This window comes from Streptomyces sp. NPDC049585 (assembly GCF_040675615.1).
Taxonomy (GTDB): Bacteria; Actinomycetota; Actinomycetes; order Streptomycetales; family Streptomycetaceae; genus Streptomyces; species Streptomyces luteosporeus.
This window is the reverse complement of the sequence record NZ_JBFAPE010000008.1, coordinates 164,099-182,220: the sequence shown is the minus strand read 5'-3', so window position 1 is coordinate 182,220 and position 18,122 is coordinate 164,099. Positions and strand designations below refer to the sequence as shown.

At 72.7% G+C, this 18,122-nt stretch carries 16 protein-coding genes; 11 read left to right on the top strand and 5 right to left on the bottom strand.

What is annotated here, in order from left to right:
* Positions 1–122: 122 nt before the first annotated feature.
* The 4 genes from AB0K17_RS12745 to glgX all read right to left on the bottom strand — a co-directional run bounded on the left by AB0K17_RS12745 (position 123) and on the right by glgX (position 8,602).
* A complete protein-coding gene (locus tag AB0K17_RS12745; RefSeq protein WP_365982958.1) occupies positions 123–2,408 on the bottom strand; it encodes a M4 family metallopeptidase in 2,286 nt (761 codons plus the stop codon).
* A 278-nt stretch (positions 2,409–2,686) separates the two neighbouring features.
* Positions 2,687–4,480 carry an ABC transporter ATP-binding protein gene (locus tag AB0K17_RS12740; protein WP_365982957.1) on the bottom strand — a complete coding sequence of 598 codons (1,794 nt, stop codon included), beginning with the start codon at positions 4,478–4,480 and terminating at the stop codon, positions 2,687–2,689.
* Positions 4,477–6,306, bottom strand: a complete 1,830-nt coding sequence (locus tag AB0K17_RS12735) for an ABC transporter ATP-binding protein (protein ID WP_365982956.1) — start codon at positions 6,304–6,306, stop codon at positions 4,477–4,479. Before AB0K17_RS12735 ends, AB0K17_RS12740 begins: the two co-directional genes overlap by 4 nt.
* Entirely contained in the window at positions 6,290–8,602 is a 2,313-nt protein-coding gene (gene glgX, locus AB0K17_RS12730) for a glycogen debranching protein GlgX (RefSeq protein ID WP_365982955.1), read from the bottom strand. Before glgX ends, AB0K17_RS12735 begins: the two co-directional genes overlap by 17 nt.
* A 185-nt stretch (positions 8,603–8,787) precedes the next feature.
* Here glgX and AB0K17_RS12725 point away from each other — a divergent pair, with 185 nt between their 5' ends.
* The 6 genes from AB0K17_RS12725 to AB0K17_RS12700 all read left to right on the top strand — a co-directional run bounded on the left by AB0K17_RS12725 (position 8,788) and on the right by AB0K17_RS12700 (position 14,214).
* Positions 8,788–10,011: an Ig-like domain-containing protein gene (locus tag AB0K17_RS12725; RefSeq protein ID WP_365966582.1), complete on the top strand. Its 1,224-nt coding sequence runs from the start codon at positions 8,788–8,790 to the stop codon at positions 10,009–10,011.
* A gap of 245 nt (positions 10,012–10,256) precedes the next feature.
* Positions 10,257–11,465: an Ig-like domain-containing protein gene (locus AB0K17_RS12720; RefSeq protein ID WP_365966583.1), complete on the top strand. Its 1,209-nt coding sequence runs from the start codon at positions 10,257–10,259 to the stop codon at positions 11,463–11,465.
* A gap of 94 nt (positions 11,466–11,559) precedes the next feature.
* Positions 11,560–12,327 carry an enoyl-CoA hydratase/isomerase family protein gene (locus tag AB0K17_RS12715; RefSeq protein WP_365966584.1) on the top strand — a complete coding sequence of 256 codons (768 nt, stop codon included), beginning with the start codon at positions 11,560–11,562 and terminating at the stop codon, positions 12,325–12,327.
* A gap of 234 nt (positions 12,328–12,561) precedes the next feature.
* Entirely contained in the window at positions 12,562–13,122 is a 561-nt protein-coding gene (locus AB0K17_RS12710) for an ATP-binding protein (protein ID WP_365982974.1), read from the top strand.
* A 289-nt stretch (positions 13,123–13,411) separates the two neighbouring features.
* Positions 13,412–13,927, top strand: a complete 516-nt coding sequence (locus tag AB0K17_RS12705) for an N-acetylmuramoyl-L-alanine amidase (protein WP_365982954.1) — start codon at positions 13,412–13,414, stop codon at positions 13,925–13,927.
* A gap of 56 nt (positions 13,928–13,983) precedes the next feature.
* Positions 13,984–14,214, top strand: a complete 231-nt coding sequence (locus AB0K17_RS12700) for an EF-hand domain-containing protein (RefSeq protein ID WP_365966586.1) — start codon at positions 13,984–13,986, stop codon at positions 14,212–14,214.
* Between the two features lie 26 nt (positions 14,215–14,240).
* On the opposite strand, the gene AB0K17_RS12695 is transcribed toward AB0K17_RS12700, so the two are convergent.
* Positions 14,241–14,552, bottom strand: a complete 312-nt coding sequence (locus AB0K17_RS12695; RefSeq protein WP_365982953.1) for a hypothetical protein — start codon at positions 14,550–14,552, stop codon at positions 14,241–14,243.
* A gap of 57 nt (positions 14,553–14,609) precedes the next feature.
* On the opposite strand from AB0K17_RS12695, the gene cutA reads away from it, so the two are divergent.
* The 5 genes from cutA (at position 14,610) to AB0K17_RS12670 (ending at position 18,109) form a co-directional block, all read left to right on the top strand.
* Positions 14,610–14,942: a divalent-cation tolerance protein CutA gene (gene cutA, locus AB0K17_RS12690; RefSeq protein ID WP_365966588.1), complete on the top strand. Its 333-nt coding sequence runs from the start codon at positions 14,610–14,612 to the stop codon at positions 14,940–14,942.
* An 11-nt stretch (positions 14,943–14,953) separates the two neighbouring features.
* Complete coding sequence (locus tag AB0K17_RS12685) at positions 14,954–15,319, top strand: VOC family protein (protein WP_365982952.1); 366 nt, start codon at positions 14,954–14,956, stop codon at positions 15,317–15,319.
* A 192-nt stretch (positions 15,320–15,511) separates the two neighbouring features.
* Complete coding sequence (locus tag AB0K17_RS12680) at positions 15,512–17,155, top strand: MFS transporter (RefSeq protein ID WP_365982951.1); 1,644 nt, start codon at positions 15,512–15,514, stop codon at positions 17,153–17,155.
* Between the two features lie 43 nt (positions 17,156–17,198).
* Positions 17,199–17,705: an AraC family transcriptional regulator gene (locus AB0K17_RS12675; protein WP_365966591.1), complete on the top strand. Its 507-nt coding sequence runs from the start codon at positions 17,199–17,201 to the stop codon at positions 17,703–17,705.
* A complete protein-coding gene (locus tag AB0K17_RS12670; protein WP_365966593.1) occupies positions 17,702–18,109 on the top strand; it encodes a VOC family protein in 408 nt (135 codons plus the stop codon). The genes AB0K17_RS12675 and AB0K17_RS12670 overlap by 4 nt, the downstream gene beginning before the upstream one ends.
* Positions 18,110–18,122 lie beyond the last annotated feature (13 nt).

Below are 18,122 nucleotides of genomic sequence, written 5' to 3'. Positions count from 1 at the left end.
CGGCGAGCGCGTCCCGGTGACGCCGCGAGGGGTGGCGCGGGCGCATGCAGAAGGCGCCGCCCGGGGGAGTCGGTGCTCACCCCGGGCGGCGCCCGGTCCGTACAAGCCGGAAGGCCAGAAGGTCAGAAGGTCAGCTTCCAGCTGTTGATGGTGCCCTCGTCCTGGGCGTAGAGGTCCTGGACCTGGAGCTTCCAGGTGCCGGGGGCGGAGACGGCGGAGGCGTCGACCGTGTAGGTCTCCTTGACGTCCGCGGCGGAGTCCCAGGAGTCCGCGTCCTTCAGCCGCCACGTCTTGCCGTTCGGGGCGACCAGGTCGATCTGCAGGTCACCGCGGTAGGTGTGGCTGATGTTGACGTCCACCTTCAGGGCGGCGGAGCCGTTGCCGCTGCGGGTGACGGTGATCGGCGAGGTGACGGCCGAGCCGGCGTCCGGGATGTCGACGGGGGTGGTGTTCTCGAAGACGTTGCCGCCGCTGGTGGCGTTGACCGTCCACTTGAAGGAGACGCTGCCGGTCTTGCCGGCGGAGTCCTTGACCGTCACGGTCACGCTGGAGGTGCCGGTGGTGGTCGGGGTGCCGGAGATCAGGCCGGTCGAGGAGTTGATCGACAGGCCGGCGGGCAGGCCGGTGGCCGCGTAGGTCAGGGCGCCGCTGGTGGAGCTGCTCGCCTTGATCTGCAGGGAGACGGCGGTGTTGACGATCGACGTCTGGTCGCCGGGGCTGGTGACCGAGACACCGGTCGACAGGCGGCTGCCGACGTTGATGGCGGCCCAGGCGTTGGCGACGTTGTTGTACGTCTCGCTGCCCACGCCGAACAGCTCGCCGGCGGCCCACAGCGTGGCGTCGCGGGCGCCCGCGTAGTTGGTGTTGGACTGCATGCGCTGGGTCAGCGCCTTGAACCAGATCTTCGCGGCGTTGTCGCGGCCGATGCCGGTGACGGGCTGCCCGTCGGAGGTCGGCGAGTCGTAGTGCACGCCATTGACGTCCTTGGGGCCGCTGCCCTCGGAGGCCAGGTAGAACCAGTGGTTGGCCGGGCCCGAGGAGTAGTGCACGTCGATGCCGCCGAGGCCGGAGTACCAGGCGTCCTTGGAGCGGCCGTCCTTGCTGGGCTTGTCCATGTAGCGCAGCGGGGTGCCGTTGCCGTTGATGTCGATCTTCTCGCCGACCAGGTAGTCGCCCGGGTCGGAGGGGTTGTTGGCCCAGAACTCGACGGCGGCGGCCATGATGTCGGAGGTGGCCTCGTTCAGGCCGCCGGACTCGCCGCTGTAGGTGAGGTTGGCGGTGGCGGAGGTGACGCCGTGCGTCATCTCGTGTGCGGCCACGTCGATCGAGGTCAGCGGCTTGGCGTTGTTCTGACCGTCGCCGTAGGTCATGCAGAAGCAGTCGTCGGACCAGAAGGCGTTGACGTAGGCGTTGCCGTAGTGCACCCGGCTGTACGCGCCCTGGCCGTCGCCCCGGATGCCGGAGCGGCCGTGCACGTTCTTGTAGTAGTCCCAGGTGAGCTGGGCGCCGTAGGCGGCGTCCACACCGGCCGTGGCCTTGTCGCTGGTGGTGCCGTTGCCCCAGACGTCGTCGGCGTCGGTGAACAGCGTGCCCGTGCCGGAAGAGCCGCCATTGAGGTTGTACGTCTTGTGCCCGCCGCGGGTGGGGTCGGCCAACTGGTAGTTGGGGGCCGATCCGGAGGTGCCGATGGTGACGCGGCCGCTGTACTGGCTGTTGCCGACGCCTTCCTTGACGCCCTGGTACTCGAAGAGCTTCTTGCCGCTCTTCGCGTCGGTGATGACGTGCAGCTCGTTGGGCGTGCCGTCCTCCTGCAGACCGCCGACCACGGTCTCGTACGCGAGGACGGGGGTGCCGTTCGCGGCCCAGACCACCTTGCGGGCGCGGTCGGCCCTGGTGTCCTTCGAGCCCTGCGCCTGCGCGGACTTCACGGCGTCCTTCTCGGCGGCCGCGGCGGCGAACGAGGGCGTGGTGGTGGACACGGCGAGGCGGGCCTTGTTGGCCTTGGCGACCGTCTTGACCGTGCCCGACGGGGCGGAGTCGACCACCAGGTCGCCGCCGAGGACGGGCAGCCCGTCGTAGGTGCGCTCGTAGCGGGTGTGCAGCGTGCCGTTGGCATCCTTGCTGACGTCCCGGACGACCAGCTTCTCCTTGGCGCCGAGGCCCAGCTTCCGCGCCGTCTGCGCGGTGGTGCCGTTGGCCTGGCGTATGAGCTCCGCGCGCTGGGAGGGGGTCAGCTTCGCGGGCAGGGCACCGTTGTCGGCCTTCGCGACGAGCTGGCGGCCCGCGGCGGCGGATGCCGCGGGCGTGCCGGCGGTGGCGCTGCCGGTCTGCACGCCCACGGCGAGCAGGGCGGCGGCTGCGACGAGCGCGCCGGTCGTGGTGGCGCGGCGATGGGGGGTGGGTCTCACTCTGACTCCTTCTGCGGTGGCCACGTCGGTGGGCGTGGCCGGTGGGCGACCGGACGGCGAGGACCGGCCGGGCAGAACACGGCAGAACAAAGGAGGGGGGAAGTTCACCAGGGGGAAAGAGGGTAGAGCTGTCCGCCGCGGGGAGGTGGGGAATGTGGGGGACCCCGCGTCAGGTGAGCTGAAGAGTGCCACCGCCGCATGTCCGATGTCAGGAGCGCGTCAACAACTTGGCCGGAAAATGTCCGTTGGCGAAAGATCGGTGTTCGTATAGCGGGCGCTCAGACCAGGCTGTCCCGCCAGGCACGGTGCAGTCCGGCGAAGTGCCCGCCCGCCGCAGCCAGTTCGGCCGGATTGCCGTCCTCGACGATCCGGCCGCCGGCCATCACCAGGACCCGGTCGGCGATCTGCACGGTGGACAGCCGGTGCGCGATGACCAGTGCCGTGCGCCCGCGCAGCACGGTGTGCATGGCCTGCTGCACCGCACGCTCCCCGGGGATGTCCAGCGAGGACGTCGCCTCGTCCAGGACGAGCACCCCCGGATCGGCGAGCAGGGCCCGCGCGAACGAGACGAGCTGCCGCTGACCGGCGGAGATGCGGCCGCCGCGCTTGCGGACGTCGGTGTCGTAGCCCTCGGGCAGTGCGCTGATGAAGTCGTGGGCGCCGATCGCCCGGGCCGCCCGCTCCACCTCGGCCCGGTCGGCGTCCGGCCGGCCCAGGGCGATGTTGTCGGCGACCGTGCCCGAGAACAGGAACGCCTCCTGCGTCACCATCACCACCCCGCGCCGCAGCTCGGCCCCCGCCAGCCGGTCCAGTGGCACCCCGTCCAGCAGGACGCGGCCGCTCGTGGGGTCGTAGAACCGGGCGAGGAGCTTGGCCAGCGTGGACTTGCCGGCCCCCGTCTCGCCGACCAGCGCCACGGTCTGCCCGGCCCGCAGGGTGAGGTCGAAGCGGGGCAGCACCTCGCCGCCGGTGCGGTAGCCGAAGGACACGGACTCGAAGACGACCTCGCGCCCGGGCAGGCCGGCCGGGCGGGGCGGCAGCGGCAGCGCAGCGGCCGGTTCGGGCACCGACGGGCGCTGCGCGAGCAGCCCGGCGATCTTCTCCAGGGAGGCGGCCGCGGACTGGTAGGAGTTCAGGAACATCCCCAGCCGGTCGATGGGGTCGTACAGCCGCCGCAGGTAGAGCACGGAGGCGGCCAGGACGCCCAGGGCCAGCGTGCCGCCTGCGACCCGGTGGGCGCCCCACACGACGATGGACGCGACCGCGGCGTTGGCCACCAGGCGGGAGGAGACGACGTAGCGGGCCATGGCCAGCGAGGTGGCGGTGTTGGCCCGCTGGTGGGTGCGGTTGAGCTCCTCGAAGTGGGCGTCGTTGACGGCCTCCCGGCGGAAGGCCTGCACGGGCCGGATGCCGTTCATGGTCTCGGTGAACTTCACGATGACCGCCGCGATCGCCGTGGAGCGGCGCCGGTGGACGACGATCGAGCGGCGCCGGTAGGACTGCACGAGCACGGCCAGCGGGGCGAAGGACAGCAGGGCCGCGATGCCGGTGGGCACGTCCAGGTAGAGCAGCATCGCCGAGACGTACAGCACCGACAGGGCGACGCCGATCAGCTCCTGCAGCCCGTCGACCAGCAGCTCGCGGATCGACTCGACGTCGGTGGTGGCGCGCGAGATCAGCCGCCCCGAGGTGTAGCGCTCGTGGAAGTCGATGCTCAGTGCCTGCCCGTGGCGGAAGAGCCGGCCGCGCAGGTCCAGCAGCGCGTCCTGGCCGATGCGCGCGACCAGCCGCACGAAGGCCAGTTGCAGCAGCCCCGACGCCAGCGCGCAGGCCAGGTAGCCGGCGGCGACGGCGACCAGCGGGCCGTGCTCGCCCCGGTGCACCGCGGGCACGCCGCGGTCGATGGCGTACGCCACCAGCAGCGGGCCGGCCTGCACCGCCGCCTGCTGGACGAGCAGCAGCACCGCCGCGAGGCGGACCCGGCCGCGCCGGGGCGCAAGGAGCGAGCGCAGCAGGGCGCGGGAGGCGCCCGCGGGGGCGGGCGGCAGGACCCGTTCGGCGGGGTCGGTCATGGCACCTCCGGGCCGTCGGTACCGGGTGCGGGCCCGGACATCAGCCGGGCGTACTCCGCGTTGGTGTGCAGCAGTTCCTGGTGGGTGCCCACCGCCGCGATGCGGCCCCGTGACAGCAGGGCGACCCGGTCGGCGAGCAGCACGGTCGAGGGACGGTGGGCGACGACGAGCGCGGTCGTGGTGGCCAGCACCTCCCGCAGGGCTGCCTCCACCAGCGCCTCGGTGTGCACGTCGAGCGCGGAGAGCGGGTCGTCGAGGACCAGGAAGCGGGGCCGGCCGACGATGGCCCGGGCCAGGGCGAGGCGCTGGCGCTGGCCGCCGGACAGGCTCAGCCCCTGCTCCCCGACCTGGGTGCGGCGCCCCTTCGGCAGCTCGTGGACGAAGCCGGCCCGGGCCACCTCCAGGGCGCGCAGCAGGTCGTCCTCCGTGGCGCCGCGGGCGCCCATCAGGACGTTCTCGGCGGCGGTGGCGGAGAACAGCGTGGGGTCCTCGAAGGCCACGGCGACCAGCGCGCGCAGCTGCTCGCGCGGCATGCCCGCGGTGTCGCGGCCGTCGAGGGTGATCCGGCCGGCGGTGGGCTCGTAGAGCCGGGGGACGAGCGCGGTGAGCGTGGTCTTGCCGCTGCCGGTGCCGCCCACCAGGGCCATGGTCTCGCCGGGCCGTACGTGCAGGTCCACCCCGCGCAGCACGGGCGGGGCGGACGGCGGCGCGTCGGGGTAGCGGAAGGCGACGCCCTCCAGGCGCAGCCCGTCCGGCCCGCGCGGCTGCGCCCGGCGGGCCGCGGGCACCGGCGCGGGCGCGTCGGCCTGCGCGGGGGCGTCCATCACCTCGAAGTAGCGGTCGGTGGCGCTGGCCGCGTCGTTGGTGACGGCCAGCAGGAAGCCGATGGACTCCACCGGCCAGCGCAGGGCCAGTGCCGTCGACAGGAACGCCACCAGGGTGCCGGCCGACAGATCGCCCTCGCCGACCCGCACCACGCCCAGCAGCAGGGTCGCCCCGATGGCCAGTTCCGGCAGGACGACGATGACGGCCCACAGGCCGCCCAGCAGCGCCGCCTTGCGCAGTTCGGTGCCGCGCAGGCGCTCGGCCAGCGCGGTGAACGCCTGCTGCTTGCTGCGGTGCCGGCCGAAGCCCTTGACCACGCGGATGCCGAGGATGCTCTCCTCCACCAGCGTCGTCAGGTCGCCGATCAGGTCCTGTGCCGAGCGGGCGGCGCGCGAGTAGCGGTGCTCGAAGAGCGAGCACAGCACCACCAGCGGGGCCACGGGCGCCAGCAGCACCAATCCCAGGCGGAAGTCCTGCTGCAGCAGGATCGCGAAGCCCACCACGATGGTCACGCTGTTGACCAGCAGGAAGGTCAGCGGAAAGGCGAGGAAGATGCGCAGCAGCATCAGGTCGGTGGTGGCCCGGGAGAGCAACTGCCCCGAGGGCCAGCGGTCGTGGAAGGCCACCGGCAGCCGCTGCAGGTGGGCGTAGAGCGCGGCCCGCATGTCCGCCTCCACCCGGGCGAGCGGCCGGGCCACCACCACCCGGCGCACCCCGAACAGGGCGGCCTCGGTGAAGCCCAGCACCAGCAGCGCCAGCCCGCCGAGCCACACGCCGGAGGGGTCGCGGGCGGCCACCGGCCCGTCCAGGATCCACTTCAGCGTCAGCGGGATGACCAGCACCAGGCACGAGGCGAGGACCGTGACGCCCGCGGCGAGGGCCAGGGCGCCGCGCACCGGGCGCACGTACGGCCACAGCCGCAGCAGCGAGCGCACGGTGGAGCGATGGCCCTGCCGGTGCCTGCGCGAGGGTGCACCCGTCGGTTCACTGGTCGCGGTCATCAGTGGGGAGAGTACGACCGACCACCGGTCCGCTCACCCCGTTTTCCGCCTCCTGTTTTCCGTCCGGTTCCGCACGGTCGTCCGCCGTATGTACCACCCGCCACAGCAGCACCGAGCGGGGACGCAGCGACAGGCGGGTGCCCGCCTCCCGGAGCAGGCCCGGAGCGCCGCTCTGGTCCTCCAGGGCGGTGTTGACGAGCAGTTCGTACGCATCCGCCCAGGGCGGCCCTGGCAGGGTGAAGCGCAGGGAGCGCGCACCGGCGTGCAGGACGACGAGAAAGCTGTCGTCCACCACCGGTGCGCCCATCGGGCCGCGCTGGGGGATGTCCCGGCCGGAGAGGTACATCCCGAGCGTGGCGGTCGGCGCGTACCAGTCGGCCTCCGTCATCTCGGCGCCCTCCGGCGTGAACCAGGCCAGGTCGCGCAGCCCGTCCGCGTCCCGCGGCAGGCCCGAGAAGAAGGAGCGGCTGCGCAGCACCGGATGGGCGCGGCGCAGGGCCAGCAGACGGGAGCACAGGTCGGTGACGGCCCGCCAGGCGGGGTCGGAGGCAAGGGACCAGTCGATCCAGCCGGTCTCGTTGTCCTGGCAGTAGGCGTTGTTGTTGCCGCCCTGGGTGCGGCCCATCTCGTCGCCCGCCACCAGCATGGGCACGCCCGTGGACAGCAGCAGCGTGGTGAGCAGGTTGCGCACCTGCCGGCGGCGCAGCGCCTTGACGCGCCCGTCGTTCGTCTCGCCCTCGGCGCCGCAGTTCCAGGAGCGGTTGTCGCCGCTGCCGTCGCGGTTGCCCTCGCCGTTGGCCTCGTTGCGCTTGCGCTCGTAGCTCACCAGGTCGCGCACGGTGAACCCGTCGTGCGCGGTGACGAAGTTGACGGAGGCGTACGGCCGCCGCCCGCCCCAGGCGTACAGGTCGGACGAGCCGGACAGGCGGTAGCCCAAATCCCGTACGTCCGGCAGGGCGCCGCGCCAGAAGTCGCGCACCGCGTCCCGGTAGCGGTCGTTCCACTCCGCCCACAGCGGGGGGAAGGCGCCGACCTGGTAGCCGCCGGAGCCCACGTCCCAGGGCTCGGCTATGAGCTTGACGCGCCGCAGCACCGGGTCCTGGGCGATGACGGCGAGGAAGGGCGAGAGCATGTCGACGTCGTGCATGGCCCGGGCCAGGGCCGCGGCCAGGTCGAAGCGGAAGCCGTCGACGCCCATCTCCGTCACCCAGTAGCGCAGCGAGTCGGTGATCAGGCGCAGCACGCCCGGCTGCACGACGTGCAGGGTGTTGCCGCACCCGGTGTAGTCGGCGTAGCGGCGGGGGTCGGACTGCAGCCGGTAGTAGCGGCGATTGTCGATGCCGCGCAGCGAGAGGGTGGGGCCGCGCTCGCCGCTCTCGGCGGTGTGGTTGTAGACGACGTCGAGGACGACCTCGATGCCGGCCTCGTGCAGGGCCCGCACCATCCGCTGGAACTCCTCCACCTGCCCGCCCCGGGTGCCGCAGGCCGCGTAGCCGGCGTGCGGGGCGAAGTAGCCGATGGAGTTGTAGCCCCAGTAGTTGCGCAGGCCGCGGCGCAGCAGGTGGTCCTCGCTGGCGAACTGGTGCACCGGAAGCAGCTCGACGGCCGTGACGCCCAGCCGCGTCAGGTGCTCGATCGCAGCCGGGTGGGCCAGGCCCGCGTACGTGCCGCGCAGCGGCTCGGGGACGCCCGGGTGGCGCATGGTGAAGCCGCGCACGTGCAGTTCGTAGATGACCGTGTCGGGCCAGGGCGTGCCGGGCCGCGAGGCGCCGGGGTCCTGCGCGGTGGGGCCGACGACCACGCCCTTGGGGACGTGCGGGGCGGAGTCGCGCTCGTCGCGGACGGTGTCGGCGATGTGCTGCTGGGGCCAGTCGCGCACGTGTCCGTACACCTCGGCCGGCAGTCCGCCGCGGCCGCCGCCGGCCGTGGTGCCGGCGAACTCGCCGTCGACGGCCCGGGCGTAGGGGTCCAGCAGCAGCTTGGCGGGGTTCCAGCGGGCCCCGGTCCACGGATCCCAGCGGCCGTGGACGCGGTAGCCGTAGCGGGTGCCCGGCAGCACGCCGGGCACGAAGCCGTGCCAGATCTCGTGGGTCAGTTCGGTCAGCAGGTGCCGCGTCTCGTGGCCGTCGTCGTCGAACAGGCACAGCTCCACCGCCTCGGCCCCGCCGGCCCACAGCGCGAAGTTGGTGCCCGGCACGCCGCCCGGGGAGTCGGCGCCCGTGGTGAAGCGGGCGCCCAGCGGCTCGGGGCCGCCCGGCCAGACGGCGGACGGCAGTCGTTCGGCTGCGCTCGACACGTTGTCGCCTCCGGCGGCTCTCGAATAGCGCGCCGGGCACCCGGCCGGCCCCTGGGCCGGGTGTCTGGCGATCGGGTCCTTCCCCCTGTTCTTCCCGGATCCGCCCATGCGCTCACACGTGTGATCGGCCGCAGCAAGCGAGTGCAGGGACGTTTCCCCAAGGGGGGCGCGTCGTTGGGCCCGGTGTGACACTTGCCCTCACGCGCGCGGCACGGCGACTGGCCCTGCCGGCGTTGCTGGCCGCGCTCGCCGGGTGCGCCACCGTGACGCCGAAGACCGCCCTCATGGACGACGCCCGCCCGGCGACGCGCGAGCTCCTGCGCATCAGCCCCCACGACCGGGCGCGCGGCGTGCTGGCCGCGGACCCCTTCGAGGTGCGGGCGCCGCGCGGCCGGCTGACGGAGGTGACCGTCACCGAGGTGCGCGACGGCGTCAGCCGGCCGGTGGCCGGGGCGGTGTCGGCCGACGGGCACGCCTGGCGGCCCGCCGCGCCGCGGCTCGACCTCGCCGCCCGCTACACCGTCGACGCGGTGGCCGTCGACGCCACCGGCCGGCGCACCGCGCGGCACACCACCTTCACCACCTACGTGCCCGAGCACCGCTTCGTCGGCTACTTCGCGCCCGAGCCGGGCACTACGGTCGGCACCGGCATGATCGTCTCCTTCGGCTTCAGCCGGCCCGTCACCGACCGGGCGGCCGTCGAGCGCGCCATCCGCGTCACCTCCCGGCCGCCGGTGGAGGTGGTGGGGCACTGGTTCGGCCCCTCGCGGCTGGACTTCCGCCCGCGCACCTACTGGCGGCCCGGCACGCAGGTCACCCTCGACCTCCGGCTGCGCGACGTGCGCGCCGCGCGGGGGGTGTACGGGATCCAGCGCAAGACCGTCACGTTCACCGTCGGGCGCTCGCAGGTGAGCCGGGTCGATGCGACCGCGCACACGATGCAGGTGGTGCGCGACGGCCGGACGGTGGCCACGGTTCCGGTCACGACGGGCGCCGCGGGCACCGACACGTACAGCGGGCGGATGGTCGTCACCGACAAGTTCCCGGTGACGCGGATGAACGGGGACACCGTCGGGTTCGGTGGCGAGTACGACATCTCGGACGTACCGCACGCCCTGCGGCTGACCGGCTCGGGAACCTTCCTGCACGGCAACTACTGGGCCCCGCCCGACGTCTTCGGCGCGCGCAACACCAGCCACGGCTGCATCGGACTGCGTGACGTCCAGGGCGGCGGCGCGGACACCCCGGCGGGCTGGTTCTATGCATCCTCGCTGGTCGGAGACGTGGTGGAGGTCGTCGGTTCGCCGGAGCGGGTGGTCGCGCCGGACAACGGCCTCGGTGGCTGGAATCTGACCTGGGAGCAGTGGCGGGCCGGTTCCGCGCTCGGCCCCCGGGACGCCGGGGACTGACGCCGGGACAGGCCCGGTGGGACAGGGGCGAACGCGAGTTTGACCTGGCCGGAAACTAACGCTTCACTTCGGTCACTGCCTTCACCGCGGACGCACGGTTCGCAGCACCCTGTCCCATTGGGACCGAACGGTGACAATCGCACGGTCAGCGCGGTCGGTGGCGTGTGGTTATCTATCGATGAAGCGCGTGTGCCGCGCTCCGGCGCCGCGCAGTTGCGGGCCGTGCGAGGGGAGACGATCCGTACATGAAGGTGCAGCCCATATCGGGGCGCCGGGTGCGCCGGGGTGCGCTGCCCGCCCTGCTGCTGGGAGCCGTGCTGACGCTGGTCAGCGGCTGCAGCGGGGACGACAAGGGCGGGGACGACAAGGCCGCCGACGGCCCGTCCCAGGCGGTGGTGACCATCGCTCCGAAGGACGGCGCCACCGACGTGGCGACCAGCGGGGCGCTGAAGGTGACGGCGCAGCAGGGCAGCCTGACGTCCGTGAAGGTCGCCGACGGCAAGGGCAATGTCGTCGACGGCAAGATCGCCAGTGGCGGCGCCTCGTGGGAGCCGACCAGCCACCTGGGCGCCTCCACCAAGTACACGGTGGACGCGATTGCCAAGGACAAGAAGGGACGTACGTCCGCGAAGCACGCGACGTTCACGACCCTCACCCCGGAGAACACCTTCGTCGGCTACTTCACGCCGGAGGACGGCAGCACGGTCGGCGTCGGCATGCCGGTGTCGCTCACTTTCAGCCGCGGCATCACCGACCCCAAGGCCGTCATGCGCGCCATCAAGGTGACGGCCGAGCCGGCGGTGGAGGTCAAGGGCCACTGGTTCGGCAACGACCGCCTGGACTTCCGCCCCGAGCACTACTGGAAGCCGGGCACCAAGGTCACGCTGCAGATGAACCTCAACGGCGTGCAGGGCCGTGAGGGCGTCTACGGCACCCAGAACAAGACGGTGCACTTCACCATCGGCCGCTCCCAGGTCAGCACGGTCGACGCCGCCACCCACCAGATGGCGGTCGAGCGCGACGGCAAGCCCCTGAAGACGGTGCCGATATCCGCCGGCGCCCCCGGCCACTCGACCTACAACGGTCAGATGGTCATCAGCGAGAAGTACGAAGTGACGCGCATGGACGGCCGCACGGTCGGCTTCGGCGGCGAGTACGACATCCCGGACGTGCCGCACGCGATGCGCCTGTCGAACTCCGGCACCTTCCTGCACGGCAACTACTGGTCGGGCGAGTCCACGTTCGGCTCGGAGAACGTCAGCCACGGCTGCGTCGGTCTGTACGACGAGCGCGGCGGCGGCGACCCCTCCACGCCCGCCGCGTGGTTCTTCAACAACTCCCTCATCGGTGACGTCGTGGTCGTCAAGAACTCCAAGGACAAGACGATCGACCCCGACAACGGCCTCAACGGCTGGAACATGCCCTGGGCGGACTGGGTCAAGGACGCCGCCTGACGCGATCCGTCGAATCGTCTTCGCCGCCGAGCGGCCCGGTGCTGTGACCGAACGCACCGGGCCGCTCGGCGTTAACCGTGGCTAACCTTGCGTCATGACTGTGCACCTTGAGGTAGCCGAGGGCGTCGGCACCATCCGCCTGGACCGCCCGCCGATGAACGCGCTGGACATCGCCACCCAGGACCGGTTGCGCGAGCTGGCCGAGGAGGTCACGCGCCGCGAGGACGTGCGGGCCGTGGTGCTGTGGGGCGGCGAGAAGGTCTTCGCCGCCGGCGCGGACATCAAGGAGATGCAGCACATGGACCACGCCGGCATGGTGGCGCGGTCGCGCGGGCTCCAGGACTCCTTCACGGCCGTCGCCCGCATCCCCAAGCCCGTCGTGGCCGCCGTCACCGGCTATGCGCTCGGCGGCGGCTGCGAGCTGGCGCTGTGCGCCGACTACCGGATCGCCGCCGAGGACGCCAAGCTCGGCCAGCCGGAGATCCTGCTCGGCCTGATCCCCGGGGCGGGCGGCACCCAGCGACTGGCGCGGCTGGTGGGCCCGTCCAAGGCCAAGGACCTCATCTTCACCGGCCGTCAGGTCAAGGCGGACGAGGCGCTGGCCATCGGCCTCGTCGACCGCGTGGTGCCCGCGGCGGAGGTCCACGAGGCGGCCCACGCCTGGGCGGCCCGGCTCGCCGCCGGTCCGGCCATCGCGCTGCGCGCCGCCAAGGAGGCGGTGGACTCCGGGCTCGAGACCGACATCGACACCGGACTGGCCATCGAGCGCAACTGGTTCGCCGGGCTGTTCGCCACCGAGGACCGGGAGATCGGAATGCGCAGCTTTGTCGAGGACGGTCCGGGGAAGGCGAAATTCGTCTGACTTCGGCTGAACTGCTGACTGTTGGGGGGTGTGCCCGGACCGGATGTTCCCCGGGAAGTTGCCTCTTGTGGGGGAATTCCGTCCACGGCGCACCACCCTCTGAACGACTGTGACCGGGCGCCCTGTGGATCTTTTCCGGGGCGCCTTCGCATGCAGGTCAGCCCGGATGTGCCGGGTGGTCCAGGGCCACTGGCATATGTCACCGAGGGGCCCCGGAAGGGTCACCTCCGTGGAATCGAATCCCGGTGTTCCCCTCCCGCGGGCGGCGTGGACGGCCATGATGGGGGCATGGCGGGCCTGGAGGGAACGGAACAGCCGCGTCGGGGCGTCGGCACGGCCGACCCCGCGGGCTCGATGCCGATCGTCGCGGACGAACCGGTGCTCAAGATGTTCGAGCTCTACGGCAACCCTGCGCTGGGCGAGATCCGGCTGCCCTCGCGCCCGCAGTCGGCCGCCGGCGCCCGACGGCTGGCCCAGCTGGTCGTCCAGCGTCACTGGGGCCTGTCCGAGCGGACCGCCGAGCATGCCGTGCTGCTGGTCTCCGAGCTCGTCGGCAACGCCGTGCGGCACACCGGGGCCCGCTTCTTCGGCCTGCGGATGCTGCGCCGGCGCGGCTGGCTGCGCATCGAGGTGCGCGACCCCTCCCGGGGCCTGCCCTGCCTGCTGCCGGTGCGCGAGATGGACACCAGCGGGCGCGGGCTCTTCCTCGTCGACACCCTCTCCGACCGGTGGGGCGTGGACCTGCTGGCGCGCGGCAAGACGACGTGGTTCGAGATGCGGGTGGCCGACCGCTGAGCGGACGCAGCCGAGAGCGTACGCATGCGAAGGGGCCCCGTCCGCCGGCGCAGCGGGACGGGGCCCCTTCGGTGTGCCGCACGGGAATAGGGGTGTGCCCGCGCGGCGACGATCACGACCTGGCCCGGGTCAATGGGGGTCGCTGGCGTCGACTATGTCATGAGGAATACGCCGGGACCAAAGTGAGACCTCTGCATTCCAAGGTGAGGTGCACCACGGACCTTGCATTCCATGAATTAACGACCGGTAGGTCTTATGTTTATGCAGGAGCCAGCGAAAGGGCATCGCCATGGACCAGACCCCGGGCCCCCTCACCGAGGCGACCGGCTACCCCCCGACCCACTGGATCCCGGCCAGCAGCGCCAACTACACCCTCTCCTCGCGGCCCTCGGCCCACCCGATCGACTTCGTCGTCGTCCACGTCACCGAGGAGACCTTCGGCGACGCCATGCGGATCTTCCGCGACCCCCGCGCCAAGGTCTCCGCGCACTACATGGTCGCCTCCGCCGACGGCTACATCGGGCAGTTCGTGCGCGAGAAGGACATCGCCTGGCACGCCGGCAACTGGGACTACAACACCCGCAGCATCGGCATCGAGCACGAGGGCTGGATCGACAGCCCCGAGTACTTCACCGACGCCCTCTACCGGGCCTCCGCCCGGCTCACCGCCGCCGTCTGCGCCCGCTACGGCATCCCCGCGACCCGCGAGCACATCATCGGCCACAGCGAGGTGCCCGGCGCCACCCACACCGACCCCGGGCCGCACTGGGACTGGGACCGCTACCTGCGCCTGGTGCGCGGCTGAGCAGGCGGCGTGAGTACTCTGTGCCGGTCACTCGCACATCCAAGGGGAGGCTCCACATGGCCGACATCACCGAAGAGACCCGCAAGGCCGAGGCGCGCAAGGCGTTCGACCGCTTCGACGTGGACGGCGACGGCTTCATCACCGCCGCCGAGTACAAGCACGTCATGGCCGAGCTCGGCGACTTCAACGTCACCGAGACCGTCGCCCAGGCGCTGATCAACAAGCGCGACGCCAACGGCGACGGCGTGCTGTCCTTCGAGGAGTTCTGGGCCGCCCTCGCCCACTGAAAGCCCCCGCGCCGGCGCCGGGCGGGTCAGAGCCGGCCGCCGCGGCGCCGGCCGCCGGCCCGCCGGCGCCGGTCGTTGCACAGCAGGCACTTGCCCCAGCCCGGCGGCAGCGGATCCTCCTTGTCCCCGTACAGCGGGTCCACCGGGCCGCGGGGGTGCTCCGGGCAGCCCGTGAGCTCCGCGCCGCCCCCCAGGGACCCGGCCGCGGCCACGGCCCGGCGCAGCGCCTCCATGAGCGGCTCCGTCTCATGGGGAGCCGGCTCGGCGCCCAGGGAGAAGGCGATGTCCGAGGCGGTGCTCAGCGCGTTCTGCAACTCGCGCAGCTCTGCGTAACCCATGCCCGCGAGCCTACGCGGCACCACTGACAGCGCCCGGCGGCCGGTACGGTCGGCGCCATGTCCGAAGAGTCCTTCCTCCTCGTCGCCACCACCACCGACAGCGCCGAGCGGGCCCGGGCCCTGGCCGCCGGAGCCGTCGCGGCCCGCCTGGCCGCCTGCGCCCAGATCGACGGCCCCCTCACCAGCGTCTACCGCTGGCAGGGCGCGATCGAGACCGCCACCGAGTGGCGCGTGCTCTACAAGACCCCCGCCGCCCGCTACCGGGAACTGGAAGCACACATCAAGGCCGAACACACCTACGACGTCCCGGAGGTCGTCGCCACCGAGGTCGTCACCGGCAGTGCTGACTATCTGGCGTGGCTGCGCGAGGAGACCGCCCCCGGCTCCTAACCTCCCGCCCCATGACGATCACCCACGTGCAGCTCCTCTCCGTCCCCGTCGCCGACCAGGACCGGGCCAAGGACTTCTACACCTCCACCGTCGGCCTGGAGGTGCTGGCCGACCAGCCGGGCGTGCACGGCCGCTGGCTGCAGGTCGCGCCCAAGGGCGCCGACACCTCCCTGGTGCTGGTCGACTGGTTCCCGGGCATGCCCCCCGGCAGCCTGCGCGGCCTGCTGCTGCGCACCACCGACATCGACGCCGACTGCGCCCGGCTGCGCGAGCGCGGCGTCGAGGTCGACGGCCCCAAGGCCACCCCCTGGGGACGCCAGGCCACCTTCGCCGACCCCGACGGCAACGTCCTCGCCCTCAACGAGGGCGCCCCGTAGGGGTGCGGGGAACTGCGCGACAAGCCACGACGCGCCCGCAGATTGCCCGGACCCCCGCAGGCGGCGTGGTCAGCTGCGGGCCGCCGGTGGCCGATCGCGCCCACGCGGCGGCAGCCGCAAATCGGCACTGCCCCGCGCCCCTTTGGGGCGCCCCCCCTTGTCGCCGTCCTGGCCCGCTGGTAGGCAGAACGCATGGCCGACGCGCGAGGACACCGGTCGTACGGCACGGGCGGCGGCTTCCCGCGGCCCGTGCTCTTCTGGGCCGGCGCCGCCGCCTGCACCACCGGCGCCCTGCTCCACCTGCCCATGTACCTGCATGCCCGGCACATGGGCTACCGCATGGCCGGCATGCCCATGGACGCCGCCATGCTCACCGGCATGGGTCTGATCCTGGCCGGCCTCGCCGCCGTCACCGCCGGACTGCTGCCCCGGCAGGCCGGTGCCCTGCGCCGCCGCGTCGTCTCCGTCCGCGTCCGGGCCCTGGACGACGCCCCGCTGCGCCCCGCCCACGCCGCGCTGCTCGCCGTGCTGTCCCTGGCGGTGACCATCGACGTGATGAAGCCGATGACGCTGTCCTTCGTCGCCCCGGGCGTCGCCGCCGAGTACGGCCTGGCCTCGCCGCTGCACCCCGGCGGCGACGTCCCCGTCGCCTGGCTGCCGCTGGCCGGCATCACCGGCACCATGACCGGCTCGTTCCTGTGGGGCCCCCTCGGCGACCGCATCGGCCGGCGCGGATCCATCCTGCTGGCCGGCGTGCTGTTCGCGACCACCTCCGTGTGCGGCGCCATGCCGGGCTTCGCCTGGAACGTCGCCATGTGCTTCGTGATGGGCACGGCCGCCGGCGGCCTGATCCCCATCGCCTTCACCCTCCTCGCCGAGACCGTCCCGCAGCGCCACCGCGGCTGGCTCATGGTCCTCATCGGCGGCAACGTCACCGTCGCCTACGTCCTGACCAGCTGGCTCGCCGCCACCCTGACCCCCACCTACAGCTGGCGCATCCTGTGGCTGGTCGGGCTGCCCACCGGTGTGCTGCTCATCGTCCTCAACCGCTGGATCCCCGAGTCCCCCCGCTACCTGCTGGCCACCGGGCGCACCGAGCAGGCCCGGCAGGTCCTGGCCCGCTACGGCGCCACGGTGGGGACGGGCCCCCAGGATGCGGTACCCGCCCCGGCGGCGGCCGCGAGCGGCGCCGCCCGCGGCTACCGCCGGCTGTTCGCCGCCGCCTTCCGCGGCCCGACGCTGGCCCTGACCGTCCTCGCCCTGGGCGCCGGCCTGATGGCGTACGGCTTCCAGATGTGGCTGCCCACCAACCTCGGCCGGCTCGGCATCACCGAGGTCTCCTCCGACCGCGTCCTGCGCGACAGCGCCCTGATCAGCCTGCCCCTGAACGTGCTGACCGCCCTGCTGTACGGGCTGTGGAGCAGCAGGCGCACCGTCATCGCCCTGTCCGCGCTGACCGCCGGCGCCCTGGTGGCGCTGGCCGCCCTCGGCCCCACCGTCGCCGGACACGGCCTGGGGCTGCGGCTGTTGCTGCTCGTCCCGCTGTGGGGCATCAGCGCCACCGCGGCCGTCATGGCCGCCTACAGCTCCGAGGCCTACCCCACCCCGCTGCGCGCGCTGGGCTCCAGCTGGTCCGCGGGCACCAGCAAGGCCGGCGGCGTGCTCATCCTCGCCCTGTCCGTCGCCGCCGTCACCGTGCCCCCGCTCGGCGTCACCGCGCTGCTCGGCGCCGTACCGCTGGCCCTGGCCGCCGTCGCCTTCGCCGTGTTCGGGCCGGAGACCCGCGGCAGGGCCCTGGACGAGGTCGTCCCCGAGGCGGCGCCCGCCCGTGCCTGACCGGCCGCGCCCCCGCCGCCGGCACCCGCCCGATACTGGGCCCATGCCGGAGAGGGAACCACTGTCCTCGGCGCTGCTGCCGTACCTGTTACGCGCCAAGGACCTCATCGACCGCTCGTACGCCGAACCGCTGGACCTGGCCACCCTGGCCGCCGAGGCCGGCTGCTCGCGCTTCCACTTCCTGCGCTCCTTCCAGGCCGCCTTCGGCGAGACGCCCGGCCGCTACCTCACCCAGCGCCGCATCGAACGCGCCCGCGACCTGCTGCGCGCCACCAACCTGACCGTCGCCGAGATCTGCCACCTCGTCGGCTACTCCAGCGTCGGCTCCTTCAGCTCCCGCTTCTCCGAGCTCATGGGCGTCGCCCCGACCCGCTACCGCGAACAAATGGTGCGCCGCGGCGGCCCCCCGCCGATCCCCGGCTGCTACCTGTTCATGTGCGGCCGCCGGTCCGCACCGGGCCCGAGCGAGGTCCGCAATCCAGGAGATGTCACCGCGGGGAGCCCGTCGATAGCGTCTGATCACAGCTCACCCCCGGAAGGAACACCATGAGCACGCGCCTGTCGCACGTCACCGTCCCCGTCCTGGACCAGGAGTCCGCGAAGGCCTTCTACACCGGCAAGCTCGGCTTCGAGGTCCGCGACGACATGACCCTGGGCGACCTGCGCTGGCTCACCGTCGGCCCCAAGGACCAGCCCGACGTCGTGCTGGTGCTGCGCAAGGTCGGCCCGCCCGAGTACGACGAGGAGACCGCGGCCCAGCTGCGCGACCTCGTCGCCAAGGGCGTCATCGGGGTGGGCGTCCTGCACGTCGACGACGTCCGCGCGCTCCACCGGCGGCTCGCCGCCGCGGGCGTGACGTTCGTGCAGGAACCCGTCAAGCGACCGCACGGCACCGAGGCCGTCTTCCGCGACGACTCCGGCAACTGGTTCAGCCTCACCGACGCCCGCGGCTGACCGCGCGGCGGCA

Coding starts and splice junctions, on each gene's coding strand:
- cutA (WP_365966588.1), top strand. CDS start 14,610: ATGTCCGAAGAGTCCTTCCTCCTCGTCGCCACCACCACCGACAGCGCC.
- AB0K17_RS12680 (WP_365982951.1), top strand. CDS start 15,512: ATGGCCGACGCGCGAGGACACCGGTCGTACGGCACGGGCGGCGGCTTC.
- AB0K17_RS12700 (WP_365966586.1), top strand. CDS start 13,984: ATGGCCGACATCACCGAAGAGACCCGCAAGGCCGAGGCGCGCAAGGCG.
- AB0K17_RS12705 (WP_365982954.1), top strand. CDS start 13,412: ATGGACCAGACCCCGGGCCCCCTCACCGAGGCGACCGGCTACCCCCCG.
- AB0K17_RS12675 (WP_365966591.1), top strand. CDS start 17,199: ATGCCGGAGAGGGAACCACTGTCCTCGGCGCTGCTGCCGTACCTGTTA.
- AB0K17_RS12720 (WP_365966583.1), top strand. CDS start 10,257: ATGAAGGTGCAGCCCATATCGGGGCGCCGGGTGCGCCGGGGTGCGCTG.
- AB0K17_RS12735 (WP_365982956.1), bottom strand. CDS start 6,306: ATGACCGCGACCAGTGAACCGACGGGTGCACCCTCGCGCAGGCACCGG.
- AB0K17_RS12695 (WP_365982953.1), bottom strand. CDS start 14,552: ATGGGTTACGCAGAGCTGCGCGAGTTGCAGAACGCGCTGAGCACCGCC.
- AB0K17_RS12740 (WP_365982957.1), bottom strand. CDS start 4,480: ATGACCGACCCCGCCGAACGGGTCCTGCCGCCCGCCCCCGCGGGCGCC.
- AB0K17_RS12715 (WP_365966584.1), top strand. CDS start 11,560: ATGACTGTGCACCTTGAGGTAGCCGAGGGCGTCGGCACCATCCGCCTG.
- AB0K17_RS12685 (WP_365982952.1), top strand. CDS start 14,954: ATGACGATCACCCACGTGCAGCTCCTCTCCGTCCCCGTCGCCGACCAG.
- AB0K17_RS12670 (WP_365966593.1), top strand. CDS start 17,702: ATGAGCACGCGCCTGTCGCACGTCACCGTCCCCGTCCTGGACCAGGAG.